Source organism: Hyunsoonleella aquatilis (genome assembly GCF_014270105.1).
GTDB classification, from domain to species: Bacteria; Bacteroidota; Bacteroidia; order Flavobacteriales; family Flavobacteriaceae; genus Jejuia; species Jejuia aquatilis.
In genome coordinates this window covers 72321-85776 of record NZ_JACNMF010000003.1, presented here as the reverse complement: position 1 = coordinate 85776, position 13456 = coordinate 72321, and the positions used below count along the sequence as shown (strand labels likewise).

Annotated in this window: 11 protein-coding genes; 5 read left to right on the top strand and 6 right to left on the bottom strand. The window is 39.1% G+C overall.

What is annotated here, in order from left to right; translation table 11 throughout:
- Positions 1–35 precede the first annotated feature (35 nt).
- Positions 36–590: an NUDIX hydrolase gene (locus tag H7U19_RS09310; RefSeq protein ID WP_186561688.1), complete on the top strand. Its 555-nt coding sequence runs from the start codon at positions 36–38 to the stop codon at positions 588–590.
- A gap of 26 nt (positions 591–616) precedes the next feature.
- Here the strand turns inward: H7U19_RS09310 and H7U19_RS09305 are convergent, their stop codons facing one another.
- Complete coding sequence (locus H7U19_RS09305) at positions 617–1744, bottom strand: D-2-hydroxyacid dehydrogenase (protein ID WP_186561686.1); 1128 nt, start codon at positions 1742–1744, stop codon at positions 617–619.
- Between the two features lie 170 nt (positions 1745–1914).
- Positions 1915–2481, bottom strand: coding sequence for a YceI family protein (locus H7U19_RS09300; RefSeq protein WP_186561684.1), 567 nt, complete (start codon positions 2479–2481; stop codon positions 1915–1917).
- A gap of 381 nt (positions 2482–2862) precedes the next feature.
- Here H7U19_RS09300 and H7U19_RS09295 point away from each other — a divergent pair, with 381 nt between their 5' ends.
- Genes H7U19_RS09295 through H7U19_RS09285 form a run of 3 tightly spaced genes read left to right on the top strand, consistent with a single transcriptional unit; the run spans position 2863 to position 6348 of the window.
- Positions 2863–3348 carry an acyl-CoA carboxylase biotin carboxyl carrier protein subunit gene (locus H7U19_RS09295; protein WP_186561682.1) on the top strand — a complete coding sequence of 162 codons (486 nt, stop codon included), beginning with the start codon at positions 2863–2865 and terminating at the stop codon, positions 3346–3348.
- A 3-nt stretch (positions 3349–3351) separates the two neighbouring features.
- On the top strand, positions 3352–4794 hold the full coding sequence (accC, locus tag H7U19_RS09290) for an acetyl-CoA carboxylase biotin carboxylase subunit (RefSeq protein ID WP_186561680.1): 1443 nt from the start codon (positions 3352–3354) through the stop codon (positions 4792–4794).
- A gap of 3 nt (positions 4795–4797) precedes the next feature.
- Positions 4798–6348: an acyl-CoA carboxylase subunit beta gene (locus tag H7U19_RS09285; protein ID WP_186561678.1), complete on the top strand. Its 1551-nt coding sequence runs from the start codon at positions 4798–4800 to the stop codon at positions 6346–6348.
- Positions 6349–6675: 327 nt separating this feature from the next.
- On the opposite strand, the gene H7U19_RS09280 is transcribed toward H7U19_RS09285, so the two are convergent.
- The gene (locus H7U19_RS09280) at positions 6676–8283 is read right to left on the bottom strand and encodes a helix-turn-helix transcriptional regulator (RefSeq protein ID WP_186561676.1); all 1608 of its coding nucleotides are present in this window, start codon (positions 8281–8283) and stop codon (positions 6676–6678) included.
- Between the two features lie 425 nt (positions 8284–8708).
- Here H7U19_RS09280 and H7U19_RS09275 point away from each other — a divergent pair, with 425 nt between their 5' ends.
- Entirely contained in the window at positions 8709–9323 is a 615-nt protein-coding gene (locus tag H7U19_RS09275) for a fumarylacetoacetate hydrolase family protein (RefSeq protein WP_186561674.1), read from the top strand.
- Positions 9324–9327: 4 nt separating this feature from the next.
- On the opposite strand, the gene acs is transcribed toward H7U19_RS09275, so the two are convergent.
- From acs to H7U19_RS09260, 3 genes are all read right to left on the bottom strand, one after another.
- On the bottom strand, positions 9328–11235 hold the full coding sequence (acs, locus tag H7U19_RS09270) for an acetate--CoA ligase (protein ID WP_186561672.1): 1908 nt from the start codon (positions 11233–11235) through the stop codon (positions 9328–9330).
- 191 nt (positions 11236–11426) lie between these two features.
- The gene (locus H7U19_RS09265) at positions 11427–13178 is read right to left on the bottom strand and encodes a VC_2705 family sodium/solute symporter (RefSeq protein WP_186562597.1); all 1752 of its coding nucleotides are present in this window, start codon (positions 13176–13178) and stop codon (positions 11427–11429) included.
- A gap of 19 nt (positions 13179–13197) precedes the next feature.
- A complete protein-coding gene (locus H7U19_RS09260) occupies positions 13198–13455 on the bottom strand; it encodes a DUF4212 domain-containing protein (protein ID WP_186561670.1) in 258 nt (85 codons plus the stop codon).
- Position 13456 lies beyond the last annotated feature (1 nt).

The window sequence follows — 13456 nt, the reverse complement described above, 5'->3', positions numbered from 1 at the left end:
GTTTTGAGGAAAATACACAACTGCAATTCAACATCATGGATGAATATATTGACGTGGCCACAGAAGAAGGCTTGCTAACGGGAAAAAGTGAATTAAAATCCGTCATTCACAAAAAAGGACTTTACCATCACACCTCCCACGTTTGGTTTTACACTAGTAAAAAAGAAATCCTTCTGGCACAACGTTCGGCACAAAAGGTAATTTGTCCATTGCTTTGGGATGTTTCAGTAGCCGGCCACATCGATGCTGGCGAAACCCCAAAAGAAGGGGCCGTTCGCGAGGTGAAAGAAGAAATTGGAGTTGCGGTTTCAAAAAAAGACTTAATTTCTATTGGTATATTCGAATGCTTTCAAAGCTACGACAACGGTATAACCGACAACGAATTCCATAATACCTTTATCACCGAACTAAAAGTCCCAGTTTCAGAACTTGTTCCTCAAGAAGGCGAAGTTGAAGCTTTTAAATTGGTGTCTTTTGATGGGTTTCAACATTTAATTGATACCATAGGCGATAATAGCAATCATTTTGTAGCTTCCAACAAGAGTTACTATGAATTCGTACTTCAAAAAATAGTTGAAACTGTCAATTGAAAGTGCACCTCAAAGACAAAAACAAGCTAATAGCCCCGAGCTAAATCCACCATGTTTAATAGCTTTTCGCCCCTAATATAGCGTCTTAAGTTCTCCCTGGTAATCATCAATGCATTTCGCCTGCTCAAATCCGATCTTCCCGCGGTATGTTGCGTAATTATCACATTTGGCATTCCCCACAGCTCATGGCCTTCCGGTAATGGTTCCGGATCCGTAACATCCAGCCCTGCCCCACTCAACTTTCCGCTTTTAAGTGCATCTATCAAGGCATTGGTATCGGTAGTTTTTCCACGGCCAACAGAAAGATAGTAACTTCCTTCTTTCAAATTATTAAAAAACTCGGTACTAACAATCCCTGTTGTTTTATCTGTAAGAGGTAAAGCATTTATAACAATATCTGCCTGTTTCGCTAATTCCTGAGTTTCATCACTTAAACCCACATAATCCACATAATCCGGCCCCGTCCTACTCGAATTCCGAGTCCCAATTACCCTCATTCCAAGACTGTTCGCTCTTTTGGCGATCTGGGACCCTATTCCCCCAAGCCCAAGAACCAGAAGAGTTTTGCCCTTTAACGAGATTGCTTTTGGTGCATCCGGCGCGTTTCCACGATTCCAATCAGAATTTGTTTTTAAGCCGTCAAACATAGGTAATCGTCGTGCTAAGGCCATCATCATCGCAATGCTATGCTCTGCAATGGTTTCACTACTTACCTTGGCATTATTGGTAGCGATCCAATGGGAGGTTTTTATCCCGGGGATGGAGGCGCATCTATCAATTCCTGCAGATGTAATGTGTATATAATCCAGATTTTTACCTTTCGATATGACATCTGAACACCTCCCAATATAAACATCGCTATCCGCAATACTTTTTTCTACGTCATCCGTGTCGCTTACAAAATCAATTGGGACCCCATCAGCAACCTCAAGAATCCAAGCTTTTGACCCGATACCTGTTGCGGACTGAGGGACATAGCCAAAAGTCACTTTTTTAGGTCGAGACCACCCTTCCATGTCTTTGCTAGCCACTTTCGATTCACGAATCCCCAACTCACTGATTAGGGTGTCAATATGAATCTCGGCCACCTGACCAAAACTTAAAGCAGGCAATAAAATGCCAAATGCCATAATTGTGATAATAAACTTTTTCATATCCAAGGAAAAATTATGACACTGAAATTACTCTTTTTTGGCCAATTCACAAATATGACTTTAAAGGCAGAACTATCGCCTGTCTAAAATGGAACCAATAAAAAAACCTCCAAGAACGGGATATCATTAAAAATCCAATTCCTAGAGGCTCTCGATTATTCAACTATAAATTATAAAACTGCAGATTCTGTAAACCTAGTTTTAAACCTTAACATTATATTATCCTCAGCTTTAATGGTTCCCATCAAAGCTTCCGGTGGCGTTAAATCAAAATCTGTCATTTTCAATATGGCCTTGCCCTCAAGTGTTACGTTATTGTTATCGATAGTAACGTAAAAACGTATTGGAACTGATTTCTTCGTCCCGGCAATTGTTAAATCTCCCTGTGCCAGCACTTCAAAAACGCCGTTATCTTTCATTGTACTGTGCTCCACTTTCGTAAGTGTAAACAAAATGTACTTATACCTGTCAGATTTTAAGGTTTTTGATATGGTTTCTACCATTCCAGGTTTTGCTCCTTTTAAACCCTCGGTAAGTACCGTAAGTGATAAATGATTAATATCACAAGCCTGTAGATTGTCAAAGTTTATGGCTCCTTGCTGTGTTTGGGCATCTACTTTCCAACCATGCAAATTAGAAGTCCCAAAAACCGTCAAAGAAGACGCACTATTTTCAAGCCCCAATATTTGGCCTTGCGAATAGTTAACCGAAAAGCCTATTGCTATTACACAAATCATTAGCTTTCTAAAAAATTTACTATTAGTATCCATGAGATTAAAATTAAATGATTAAAAATATGCAGCAAATGTAAATTCATGTCAATTGAAATAAAATGATTATTATCATGTATTTAATAAAAATATGATAATTCAACACTTATTTTAGTATTTAAAATTATCATATTCTCAAAATTTCAACAAATATAGGCTTCGGTTAGAAGTGATCAAGTTTAGGACAATCCTATAAAAATCTACCAACGCAAATTCATAATAACATGATATAATTCGCTCCTTGACTCCAATGGTTTAAATAAATTCGATCAATTATCCACAATCGAAATTATTGTTAAAAGTTCTGAATCAGAATAACTATATTTACCTAAATCAATTTTTAAATGTATGGGCAAAGTTTTCAAAACTAAGGTTAACGACGCTTTTGATTTTGAAATTAATACCGATGATATATCCCAATTTGATGTGCTATCGGCTTCAGAATCAGAGTTCCACATTCTTCATAATAATACATCCTATAAAGCTTCTATTGTTGGCGCCAACTTCAACGACAAAACCTATGAGGTAAGAGTGAATAATAACAATTACAAAGTCGACATATTCAATGATTTAGACTTGCTTATAAAAGAAATGGGCTTCAATATAGGCTCCTCAAAACACATTGACTCCATAAAAGCTCCTATGCCGGGTCTGATTTTGGAAATCAGTGTCAATGTAGGCCAGGAAGTCAAGGAAGATGATGCTTTGCTTATACTTGAAGCTATGAAAATGGAAAATGTTATCACCTCGCCTAGAGATGGGGTGATAAAATCCATTTCAGCTCAAAAAGGAGATGCTGTTGAAAAGAACCATTTGTTAATCGAATTTGAATAAGCCATGAAAAAAATACTGGTTGCCAATCGTGGCGAAATAGCGATACGCGTAATGAAAACCGCAAAAAAAATGGGTATCAAAACCGTGGCGGTATTTTCAACAATTGACAGAAATTCACCCCACGTAAAATTTGCGGATGAAGCCGTTTGCATTGGCGAAGCCCCCTCAAATCAATCCTATTTGAAAGGTGAAAAGATTATTGAAGTTGCTAAAAGTTTAAATGTTGATGGCATTCATCCAGGATATGGTTTTTTAAGTGAAAATGCCGATTTTGCTGAATTATGCGAAAAAAATGATGTCGTTTTCATTGGACCACGTTCCAAAGCCATTAAAATTATGGGAAGTAAATTGGCCGCCAAAGAAGCCGTAAAAGAATATGATATCCCCATGGTTCCTGGCATTGATGAGGCTATCACAGATGTAGCCAAAGCGAAACAAATTGCGAACGACATAGGTTTTCCTATTTTGATAAAAGCCTCGGCAGGGGGCGGTGGCAAAGGGATGCGTATTGTTGAGAAAGAAAGGGACCTGGAATCCCAAATGAATCGTGCCATTAGTGAAGCCACTTCGGCTTTTGGGGACGGCTCAGTATTTATTGAAAAATATGTGGGTTCGCCTCGTCACATCGAAATTCAAGTGATGGCGGATAGCCATGGCAATATTCTTCACTTTTTTGAACGCGAATGCAGTATTCAGCGGCGGCATCAAAAGGTGGTGGAGGAAGCACCCTCCTCAGTTTTATCACCAGAATTAAGGGAAAAAATGGGCCAAGCCGCCATAAAAGTGGCAAAATCCTGCGATTATTTAGGTGCAGGAACGGTTGAGTTTTTGTTGGACGCCGACCACAATTTTTACTTTTTAGAAATGAACACCCGATTGCAAGTTGAGCATCCCGTAACCGAAATCATTGCAGGCGTTGATTTGGTAGAACTTCAAATTCGAGTGGCCCGAGGCGAAAAACTAAATATCAAACAAGAAGATTTGAAAATCCAGGGACACGCCTTAGAACTAAGGGTTTATGCTGAAGACCCATTAAACGATTTTCTTCCAAGTGTTGGGCATTTGGATGTTTATCAAATTCCCGTTGGCGAAGGTATTAGGGTGGACAATGGCTATGAAGAAGGTATGGATATCCCTATTTATTATGACCCGATGCTCTCCAAACTTATCACATTTGGAAAATCTCGCGAGGAAGCCATCATGTTGATGAAAAAGGCTATCACTGATTATAAAGTGGAAGGTGTAGAAACCACGCTGCCGTTTGGAAAATTCGTTTGCGAGCATGAAGCATTTACATCAGGCAACTTTGACACCCACTTCGTAAAACAATATTATTCGCCCGAATCTTTAAGGGAAGATACTGAAAAAGAAGCAAAAATTGCTGCGCTAATTGCCTTAAAACAATATATGGTGGACCAAAAAATGTTGCGCTTACCCAATCATTAAACTATGGAATCAAAACAAGATAAAATCAATACGTTAAACGAACGCATGGCTCTTGCAAAATTAGGTGGAGGCCAAAAACGAATCGACAAACAGCATGCTAATAAAAAACTAACGGCAAGGGAGCGTATCGAGTACTTAATGGACGAGGGGTCCTTTGAAGAAATTGGTGCTCTGGTCACCCATCGCACCACAGATTTTGGCATGGAAGACCAGATAATATATGGTGATGGTGTGGTAACAGGTTACGGTACAATTGACGGCCGATTAGTGTATGTGTACGCACAAGATTTTACGGTTTTTGGGGGCTCTTTGTCTGAAACCCATGCCGAGAAAATCTGTAAAATCATGGATATAGCGGTAAAAGTCGGTGCACCAATTATTGGCCTCAACGATTCCGGTGGCGCCAGAATACAAGAGGGTGTCCGTTCTTTGGGAGGCTATGCCGATATTTTTTATCGCAACGTGCAGGCTTCCGGAGTGATTCCACAAATTTCTGCGGTAATGGGGCCTTGTGCCGGTGGTGCGGTATATTCACCGGCAATGACTGATTTCACCATCATGGTAGAGCATACAAGCTACATGTTCGTTACAGGACCCAATGTGGTAAAAACCGTGACCAATGAAGAAGTTACTAGCGAAGAATTAGGAGGTGCTTTTACACATGCCTCTAAATCAGGTGTATCACACCGAACTTCATCCAATGACATCGAATGTTTAGAAGACGTAAAAAAGCTACTTAGTTATTTGCCACAAAACAATACGGAAAATCCTAAACATTTTGAATTTAATTTAAAGGATGAAATTCGAGATGAATTATCGAATATTGTGCCAGACAACCCAAACAAGCCTTACGATATGCATGAGGTGATTTCAGGTATTATTGATGAAGATTCGTTTTACGAAATTCATAAAGATTATGCTGAAAGCATCATTGTCGGCTTTGCTAGATTGGGAGGCAGAAGTATAGGTATTGTTGCGAATCAGCCTATGGCTTTTGCTGGTGTATTAGGAGTTAATAGCTCCAGAAAAGGGGCACGCTTTACGCGGTTTTGTGATTGCTTCAATATCCCGCTTTTGGTTTTGGTTGATGTTCCGGGGTTTTTGCCAGGCACAGACCAGGAATGGAACGGTATCATTGTGCACGGCGCAAAATTACTGTATGCATTTAGCGAAGCCACAGTGCCTCGAATTACGGTGATTACCAGAAAAGCCTATGGTGGGGCCTATGACGTAATGAACTCAAAGCACATCGGGGCAGATTTTAACTATGCATGGCCAGGTGCCGAAATTGCAGTTATGGGAGCCAAAGGTGCTAGTGAAATCATTTTTAGAAAGGAAATCGCCTCTTCCAAAAATCCAGAGGAAAAACTTGCCGAAAAAGAGGCTGAATATGCCCAAAAATTTGCAAATCCCTACCGTGCGGCCAAACGCGGGTTTATTGACGAAGTCATTCTACCAAAAAATACACGAAGAAAATTGATAAAGGCTTTTGCCTCTCTAAAAAACAAGGAGGTCAATAGACCAAAACGAAAACACGGGAATATTCCCCTTTAATCGATTCTTAACAACATAAAAAAGGAGCCCTAAAAGGACTCCTTTACTAAACTTCAACTTAGCAACAAATTTTGCTGCCTAGCAATTAAATTAATCCCTAAAAAAATCTTGTTTCTTAATTAAAACAAATTAACATCCAACCAACCTTAGATATATTTACGAAGTGTTTTAATCAACCCTATAAAACAAGATTTTTAAATTACCTAGAAATTATTCAATCGATAATAACAATGCAACAAATATCTAAAAATAGGTGAGTTTTTCGATATAAATTACTACGCACTTATTACTCAACTTTGAAATAATTCCCATCTTTTACATCTAATTTCAATTTACTTCCACTTTTTCAAGTATGGTATCCTTGAAGGTAAGTTGCAGATGTTTTAAAAGCGTAGTACTCTCTCGGTCAAAATAAATTTTCTTTGAAATTCTATAACGCCTACTTTCAACCGCCCTAATGGTCGTATTAAGAAACATTGCTATCTCCTTATTTGAGAAGCCCATTGTTATGTAGTAGCAGATAATAACTTCAGACTTATTTAAATCTGGGTAAATTTTATCAATTTTTCTAAAAAAGCCTATATTCAAGTCATTAATCAGTTCAAGATGCTGGTCACTTTTATCCAACACAATGGCAGAATTAATATGCAGATTCTTATACAACTCTTTTATTTTTGTTTTTTGCTTATCAATACACTCAATAACCGAAATTGTCTTAACCTCTTTTTTAAGGTTATTGATATACTCTTCCAGCCCCTGAACCTTAACAGCAAGTTGTTCACTATTAGATTTCATGTAAGACAAAGTATCAACCTCACTAGAAACTTTAAGTAATTTTTTCTTTTGGTTTCGATATACAACAAAACACAGTAAACTTAAGAGTATCACAATTACTAGCAATATCAGAACTATAATCACATTGTGTCTTCTTTTATTTCGCTCCAAGTTCAATTTTTCTTCTGAAACTCTAATAGACTGGCTAATATCAGTTGTAGCAACCAAGTGTTTATTTAACATCTTATCTTCATATCCTATGATTGAATCCAAATAAACATCAGCTATCTTAAAATTTCCCATACTTTTATTTAAATTGGCGCATAAATTATAATATTTGATCACATAAGTTTTGTCCAGATAAGCTAATTGACGCCTTGTTTTGGATAAATAATGCTTACATGAATCTATTTGCTTTTTTTCTAAAAAATGGCTTGCGAATTTCATGTTTACGCAAGCATTAAAGCTATTATAATTAAATGTCGGAGCACTGGGGCTCTTAACCGTAGTTTTAAATTCGCTAAAATAATTTCGAGCTTTAGCAATGCTGTCAACATCTAAATAGCATATTGCTAATTGCGATGTGGCATCCATATATATATAAGCATCCTCATGCAAGACTTTTTTATAATCATCCAAATTTGGCACTATCATATTTATGGATTCTACCAATTTACCCTCTAAATATGTCATATAGGCTTCTATAAGTTCTATTTCATATAGCCAAATAGTATTATTGCAAGCCTTGAAACATTTTTTAGCCTTATCCAAATAACGTAAAGCTAGAGCATTGTCTACTGTTGGATCATATAAAACTCTATAAAGCTGTATATAGGCATAACCGGCGTTGAAATGATCATTCTCTTTTTCAGCATAGCTCAATGCTTTACTAAAGCTTTGAACAGCTTTAATGTCATTATTGTTTGCGCAATGTATTAGCCCTTGAATTATGTGATATTCATCAATCTGTCCTTTAATATGATCTTCTAAAGGGCGAGGTATAGAATCTAGAAACTCTTGAGATTTTTTTGTTGCAATGTCTATGTCATTCATTGCATTTTCAAGATACTCTAAATAGCGCTCTGTCTCTTGCGCTACAATTAATTGAGTTGCAACATAGAATAACAAAGTAGTTGCTATTTTGCCATATATTTTAAACATTGAAATATATCCTTAAAAACGAATTCGCTTACTATTTTACCTCAAATCATTCAAACACTAATCGTATTTGCCAAAAATATACTCAAAATTATTTACCTGTTAAGATCCCAAAATCATCCACGGATAATATTATTTCCCAGGTTAATGTGAACAACTTTATTTGACAAATAGCAACTTCGCATTACAAATATAGTCTTTGATTTTTCTTTCAAATTCTATACGAACTCGCCTAATATCTGAAACTTATAATTAACGATCATCCTTTACTGTCTGCCTTCAATAAAATTTATGGTTGTGAGTTTTGTTTCTCCTGTTATTAAGGGTGCAAAGCAAACATTTCGAAATACATAGTTTTTACTAAATCATCATTAAAATCAAAGCATATTTGGTAAATTTATACCTTCTTAACAAAACATTTCATTTTTATGAAAATAATAGGCATAGGCAAAAACTACGTGAATGATCCTTCCGAGATCCCTGGGCTAAAAACAGGGTCACAACTCATATTCCTCAAGGCCGACAGCACTTTGGTTACTGGGAACAAAAATGTGGTTTACCCCACGATTACCAAGGAAATAGTTTATGAAGTTGAATTGGCGGCCAAAATCGGAAAAACGTGCAAAGACGTTTCGGTAGCTGATGCACCGAATTTCATTAGCGAGATTGCAGTCGGTATTGACTATACGGCAACGGATATTTTAAAGGCCTACAGAGAACAAAAATGGCCATGGGCACTAGCAAAAGGTTTTGATGGCGCCTCCCCTATTTCGGGCTTTAAACCGATTTCGGATTTTCCAAACCTAAATGATATCAATTTTGATTTAAAAATAAATGGTGAAGTCAAGCAAACAGGAAACACTTCTTTAATGATCTATAATTTTGCCGAAATTATCTCTCATGTTTCCAGCTTCATGACCCTTAATGAGGGCGACTTGATCTTTACGGGTACACCCGCGTCGGGTACTGGTTTAATTTATAAAGGCGACCATTTACAAGCATCCATTGAAGGTGAACTTTTACTGGATTTTAAGATGATATAGCAAGCTACAAGGCATTGTCCATAATATCCTGGACCACTTCAGGATTCAGCAAAGTACTTGTATCACCTAGGTTACTGGTTTCGTCACATGCTATTTTTCGCAAAATACGTCGCATGATTTTCCCCGAACGTGTTTTTGGCAATCCTTTGGTAAATTGGATCTTGTCCAGTTTTGCGATAGGGCCAACATGCTCCGTAATAATTTGATTGATTTCCTTTCGCAAATTATTTTGGTCTCGGGTTTCGCCAACATCTTTTAAAATTACATAGCCATAAAGGGCGTTCCCTTTAATATCGTGCGGAAAGCCAACAATGGCACTTTCGGCCACCGCAGGATGTTCGTTCACTGCATCTTCAATAGGTGCGGTTCCCAAATTATGTCCTGAGACTATAATAACATCATCCACACGACCAGTAATGCGATAATAGCCTACCTCATCACGTAAGGCACCATCACCTGTAAAATACTTGTTTTCAAATGCGGAAAAATAGGTGTCTTTATAGCGCTGATGATTACCCCAAATCGTTCTCGCCATAGACGGCCATGGGAATTTTATACACAAACGCCCTGATACTTGATTTTCTTTAAGCTCCTTTCCCTCCTCATCCATTAAGGCGGGCTGAATCCCAGGAAAAGGTAATGTAGCATAGGTAGGTTTCGTCGGCGTTGCAAACGGTATTGGCGTAATCATTATACCACCAGTTTCGGTTTGCCACCAAGTGTCCACAATTGGGCTTTGTTTTTTGCCAATGTTGTCATTGTACCAGTGCCAAGCTTCTTCATTAATAGGTTCCCCAACCGACCCTAAAACTTTCAAAGAAGACAAATCGTATTTCTCCACTAGCTCCAGACCTTCCTTTGCCAACGCCCTAATTGCCGTAGGTGCGGTATAAAACTGATTGATTTTGTGCTTTTCAACAATCTCCCAAAAACGACCAAAATCAGGATAGCTTGGCACACCCTCAAACATTACGGTGGTAGCTCCATTGGCCAATGGGCCATACACAATATAGCTATGGCCTGTAATCCAACCAATATCGGCGGTACACCAGTAAATATCATTTTCTTTATACTGAAACACATTCTTAAAAGTATAGGCCGTATAGACCATATAGCCCGCCGTGGAATGCACCATTCCTTTTGGCATACCCGTAGAACCTGAAGTGTATAAAATGAATAAAGGATCTTCGGCATCCATTAATTCTGGATCGCAGTTATAATCAGCATTATCCAAAAGAGGTTGTAACCATTCATCCCGTCCCTCTTTCATTCCAATATCGGAGTTTATCCTTTTGGCAACCAAAACAGTTTCGACACATGGGCAATCCTCCAGCGCATCATCCACGATACCTTTTAAGTCGATCGTCTTTGCACCTCGATAAGAGCCGTCGCTGGTAATCACCATTTTACAATCGCTATCATTTATTCGAGTCGCCAAAGCAGTAGAAGAAAACCCAGCGAAAACCACTGAATGTATCGCACCAATTCTGGCGCAAGCCAAAGTCGCAATCGCCAGTTCCGGAATCATCGGCAAATAAATACAAACCCTATCCCCTTTTGAGATGCCTTTGGACTTTAAAACATTGGCAAACTGGCATACGCGCTGGTGCAACTGCCTGTAAGTAATATGTTCAGCTTTAGCTTTTGGGTCGTTCGGCTCAAACAAAATCGCTGTTTTATCGCCATTCGCAATCAAATGCCTGTCGATACAATTCACCGTAATATTCAATTTTGCCCCTTCAAACCATTTTACTTCGGGTTTTGTAAAATCCCAACTTAAAACGTTATCCCACTTTCTATACCAAACAAAATGCTCTTCGGCTATTTCCTGCCAAAAGTTTTCCGGCTCGCGCACCGATTTTCTATACACTTGATAATATTCCTCTAAATGTTTTATATGGTAATTACTCATGCAGTCTGATGATTTATTTTTTGGATGTCTAAAATACTAAATTCAAGTAATTTTGAGGTGAGATTTTATTCAATATTTGGGCGTTACCCCGAGTACTCGGGGTCGGGCTTTCGGCAGTCGCTCTCTCCGAGGAGCTCCAACAATTGCCTCAATCCCTAACGCGGGCCTGCCCCAAAGTCCGTTCTTAAAAGCTAATGCGTGGCCTCTCCCGCACCACTCGGAATTCTAATATTCTCAACTATTTCCTGAACATCTTTTGGAGGCGCAGGCGTAAATTTCATAATTACGATCGATACCATAAAATTTAAGAACATGGCTATTGTACCGAATCCTTCGGGCGAAATGCCAAACCACCATTCGCTCTTATCGGGAAGGGTGTCATCAAACCAGCCCAACTTGTATTTTATCATATAAAGCATCATGGCAGTAATACCAACCACCATACCCGCAATAGCCCCCTCTTTGTTCATCCGTTTGTAAAAAATCCCTAAAATGATGGCCGGAAAAAATGAGGCTGCCGCCAATCCAAAGGCCAAGGCCACAACCGCTGCCACAAACCCCGGGGGATGTATGCCAAAATAGCCCGCCACACAAACCGCCCCAATAGCAGAAATACGGGCGGCTACCAATTCGCCTTGCTCCGAAATGGAAGGCTTGATCATTTTCTTTATCAAATCGTGGGACACCGATGATGAAATTACCAGTAGCAAGCCGGCTGCAGTCGATAGAGCCGCTGCCAAACCACCAGCAGCCACAAGGGCAATCACCCAATTGGGCAACTTTGCGATTTCTGGGTTGGCCAACACCATAATATCCCTATCCACATAAAGTTCATTTTTTGTTCGGGAATCTGGTTTTGTGAAATCTACTTTTCCGTCCTCGTTCTTCAAATAAGCATTACCCTTTACATATTGAATTTTGCCATCAGTATTCTTATCCGTAAAACTGATGAGCTTGGTTTCCTCCCATTTTTTAAACCATTCCGGTACAGTCACATAAGGCTGATCGGAAACCGTTTCAATTAAATTTGTCCTTGCAAAAGCAGCCACTGCAGGAGCTGTGGTGTATAAAATCACGATAAGCAACAATGCTATGCCCGCTGACTTCCGGGCATCTTTTACCCGCTTCACGGTAAAGAATCGAACGATAACGTGTGGCAAACCCGCCGTCCCGATCATTAATGCCAAGGTTATGGCGAATACATCAATCATGGATTTTGAACCTTCGGTGTATTCATCAAAACCCAACTCTGTACTCAAACCATCTAATTTGTCCAAAAGATAGGCACCCGATCCATCCGTCAGGGTATCACCAAAACCCAACTGCGGTATGGGGTTTCCCGTCATTTGTATCGAAATAAAAATCGCTGGCACCATAAAGGCGAAAATCAACACACAATACTGCGCTACTTGCGTATAGGTGATACCTTTCATGCCACCCAAAACAGCGTAAAACAGCACGATCAGCATCCCGATAATCACCCCTGTATCAATATCAACTTCCAAAAACCTTGAAAACACAATACCCACACCGCGCATCTGCCCAGCCACGTAGGTAAACGACACCAACAAGGCGCATAACACCGCAACAAAGCGTGCCACCTTGGAATAATACCTGTCACCAATAAAATCAGGTACGGTAAACTTTCCGAATTTTCGTAGATAAGGTGCTAAAAGCAATGCCAGAAGTACATAACCCCCTGTCCAACCCATTAGATACACTGCCCCATCATAGCCTGCAAAGGAAATGATTCCTGCCATAGAAATAAACGATGCAGCACTCATCCAATCCGCAGCCGTGGCCATGCCATTTGCCAAAGGGGATACGCCCCCACCGGCTACGTAAAACTCTTTAGTGGACGCCGCCCTAGACCAAATAGCGATTCCGATATATATGGCAAAAGTCAAACCCACCAAGATATAAGTCCAATTTTGGACACTTATGTTCTCTGCTAATAACAAACTATGCATCATATCCATATTTTTTATCGAGCTTGTTCATAATTCGAACGTATATAAAAATTAGAATAACGAAAACGTACATAGACCCTTGCTGGGCAAACCAAAACCCTAATTTAAAACCGCCTATTTTAATGGTGTTCAATGCGTCCTTAAAAAGAATTCCAGCTCCAAAAGAAACCAAAAACCAAATTAATAGCAGAAGAAGCACATACTTAATATTTTCTTTCCAATAGGCCTTCGCCCTTTGTTTTGTTTGCATA

What these genes read in the sequence shown, in the direction of transcription:
- H7U19_RS09310 (WP_186561688.1), top strand. Translation starts at nt 36, where the DNA reads ATGGATGAATATATTGACGTGGCCACAGAAGAAGGCTTGCTAACGGGA.
- H7U19_RS09280 (WP_186561676.1), bottom strand. Translation starts at nt 8,283, where the DNA reads ATGTTTAAAATATATGGCAAAATAGCAACTACTTTGTTATTCTATGTT.
- H7U19_RS09305 (WP_186561686.1), bottom strand. Translation starts at nt 1,744, where the DNA reads ATGAAAAAGTTTATTATCACAATTATGGCATTTGGCATTTTATTGCCT.
- H7U19_RS09260 (WP_186561670.1), bottom strand. Translation starts at nt 13,455, where the DNA reads ATGCAAACAAAACAAAGGGCGAAGGCCTATTGGAAAGAAAATATTAAG.
- accC (WP_186561680.1), top strand. Translation starts at nt 3,352, where the DNA reads ATGAAAAAAATACTGGTTGCCAATCGTGGCGAAATAGCGATACGCGTA.
- acs (WP_186561672.1), bottom strand. Translation starts at nt 11,235, where the DNA reads ATGAGTAATTACCATATAAAACATTTAGAGGAATATTATCAAGTGTAT.
- H7U19_RS09300 (WP_186561684.1), bottom strand. Translation starts at nt 2,481, where the DNA reads ATGATTTGTGTAATAGCAATAGGCTTTTCGGTTAACTATTCGCAAGGC.
- H7U19_RS09295 (WP_186561682.1), top strand. Translation starts at nt 2,863, where the DNA reads ATGGGCAAAGTTTTCAAAACTAAGGTTAACGACGCTTTTGATTTTGAA.
- H7U19_RS09285 (WP_186561678.1), top strand. Translation starts at nt 4,798, where the DNA reads ATGGAATCAAAACAAGATAAAATCAATACGTTAAACGAACGCATGGCT.
- H7U19_RS09275 (WP_186561674.1), top strand. Translation starts at nt 8,709, where the DNA reads ATGAAAATAATAGGCATAGGCAAAAACTACGTGAATGATCCTTCCGAG.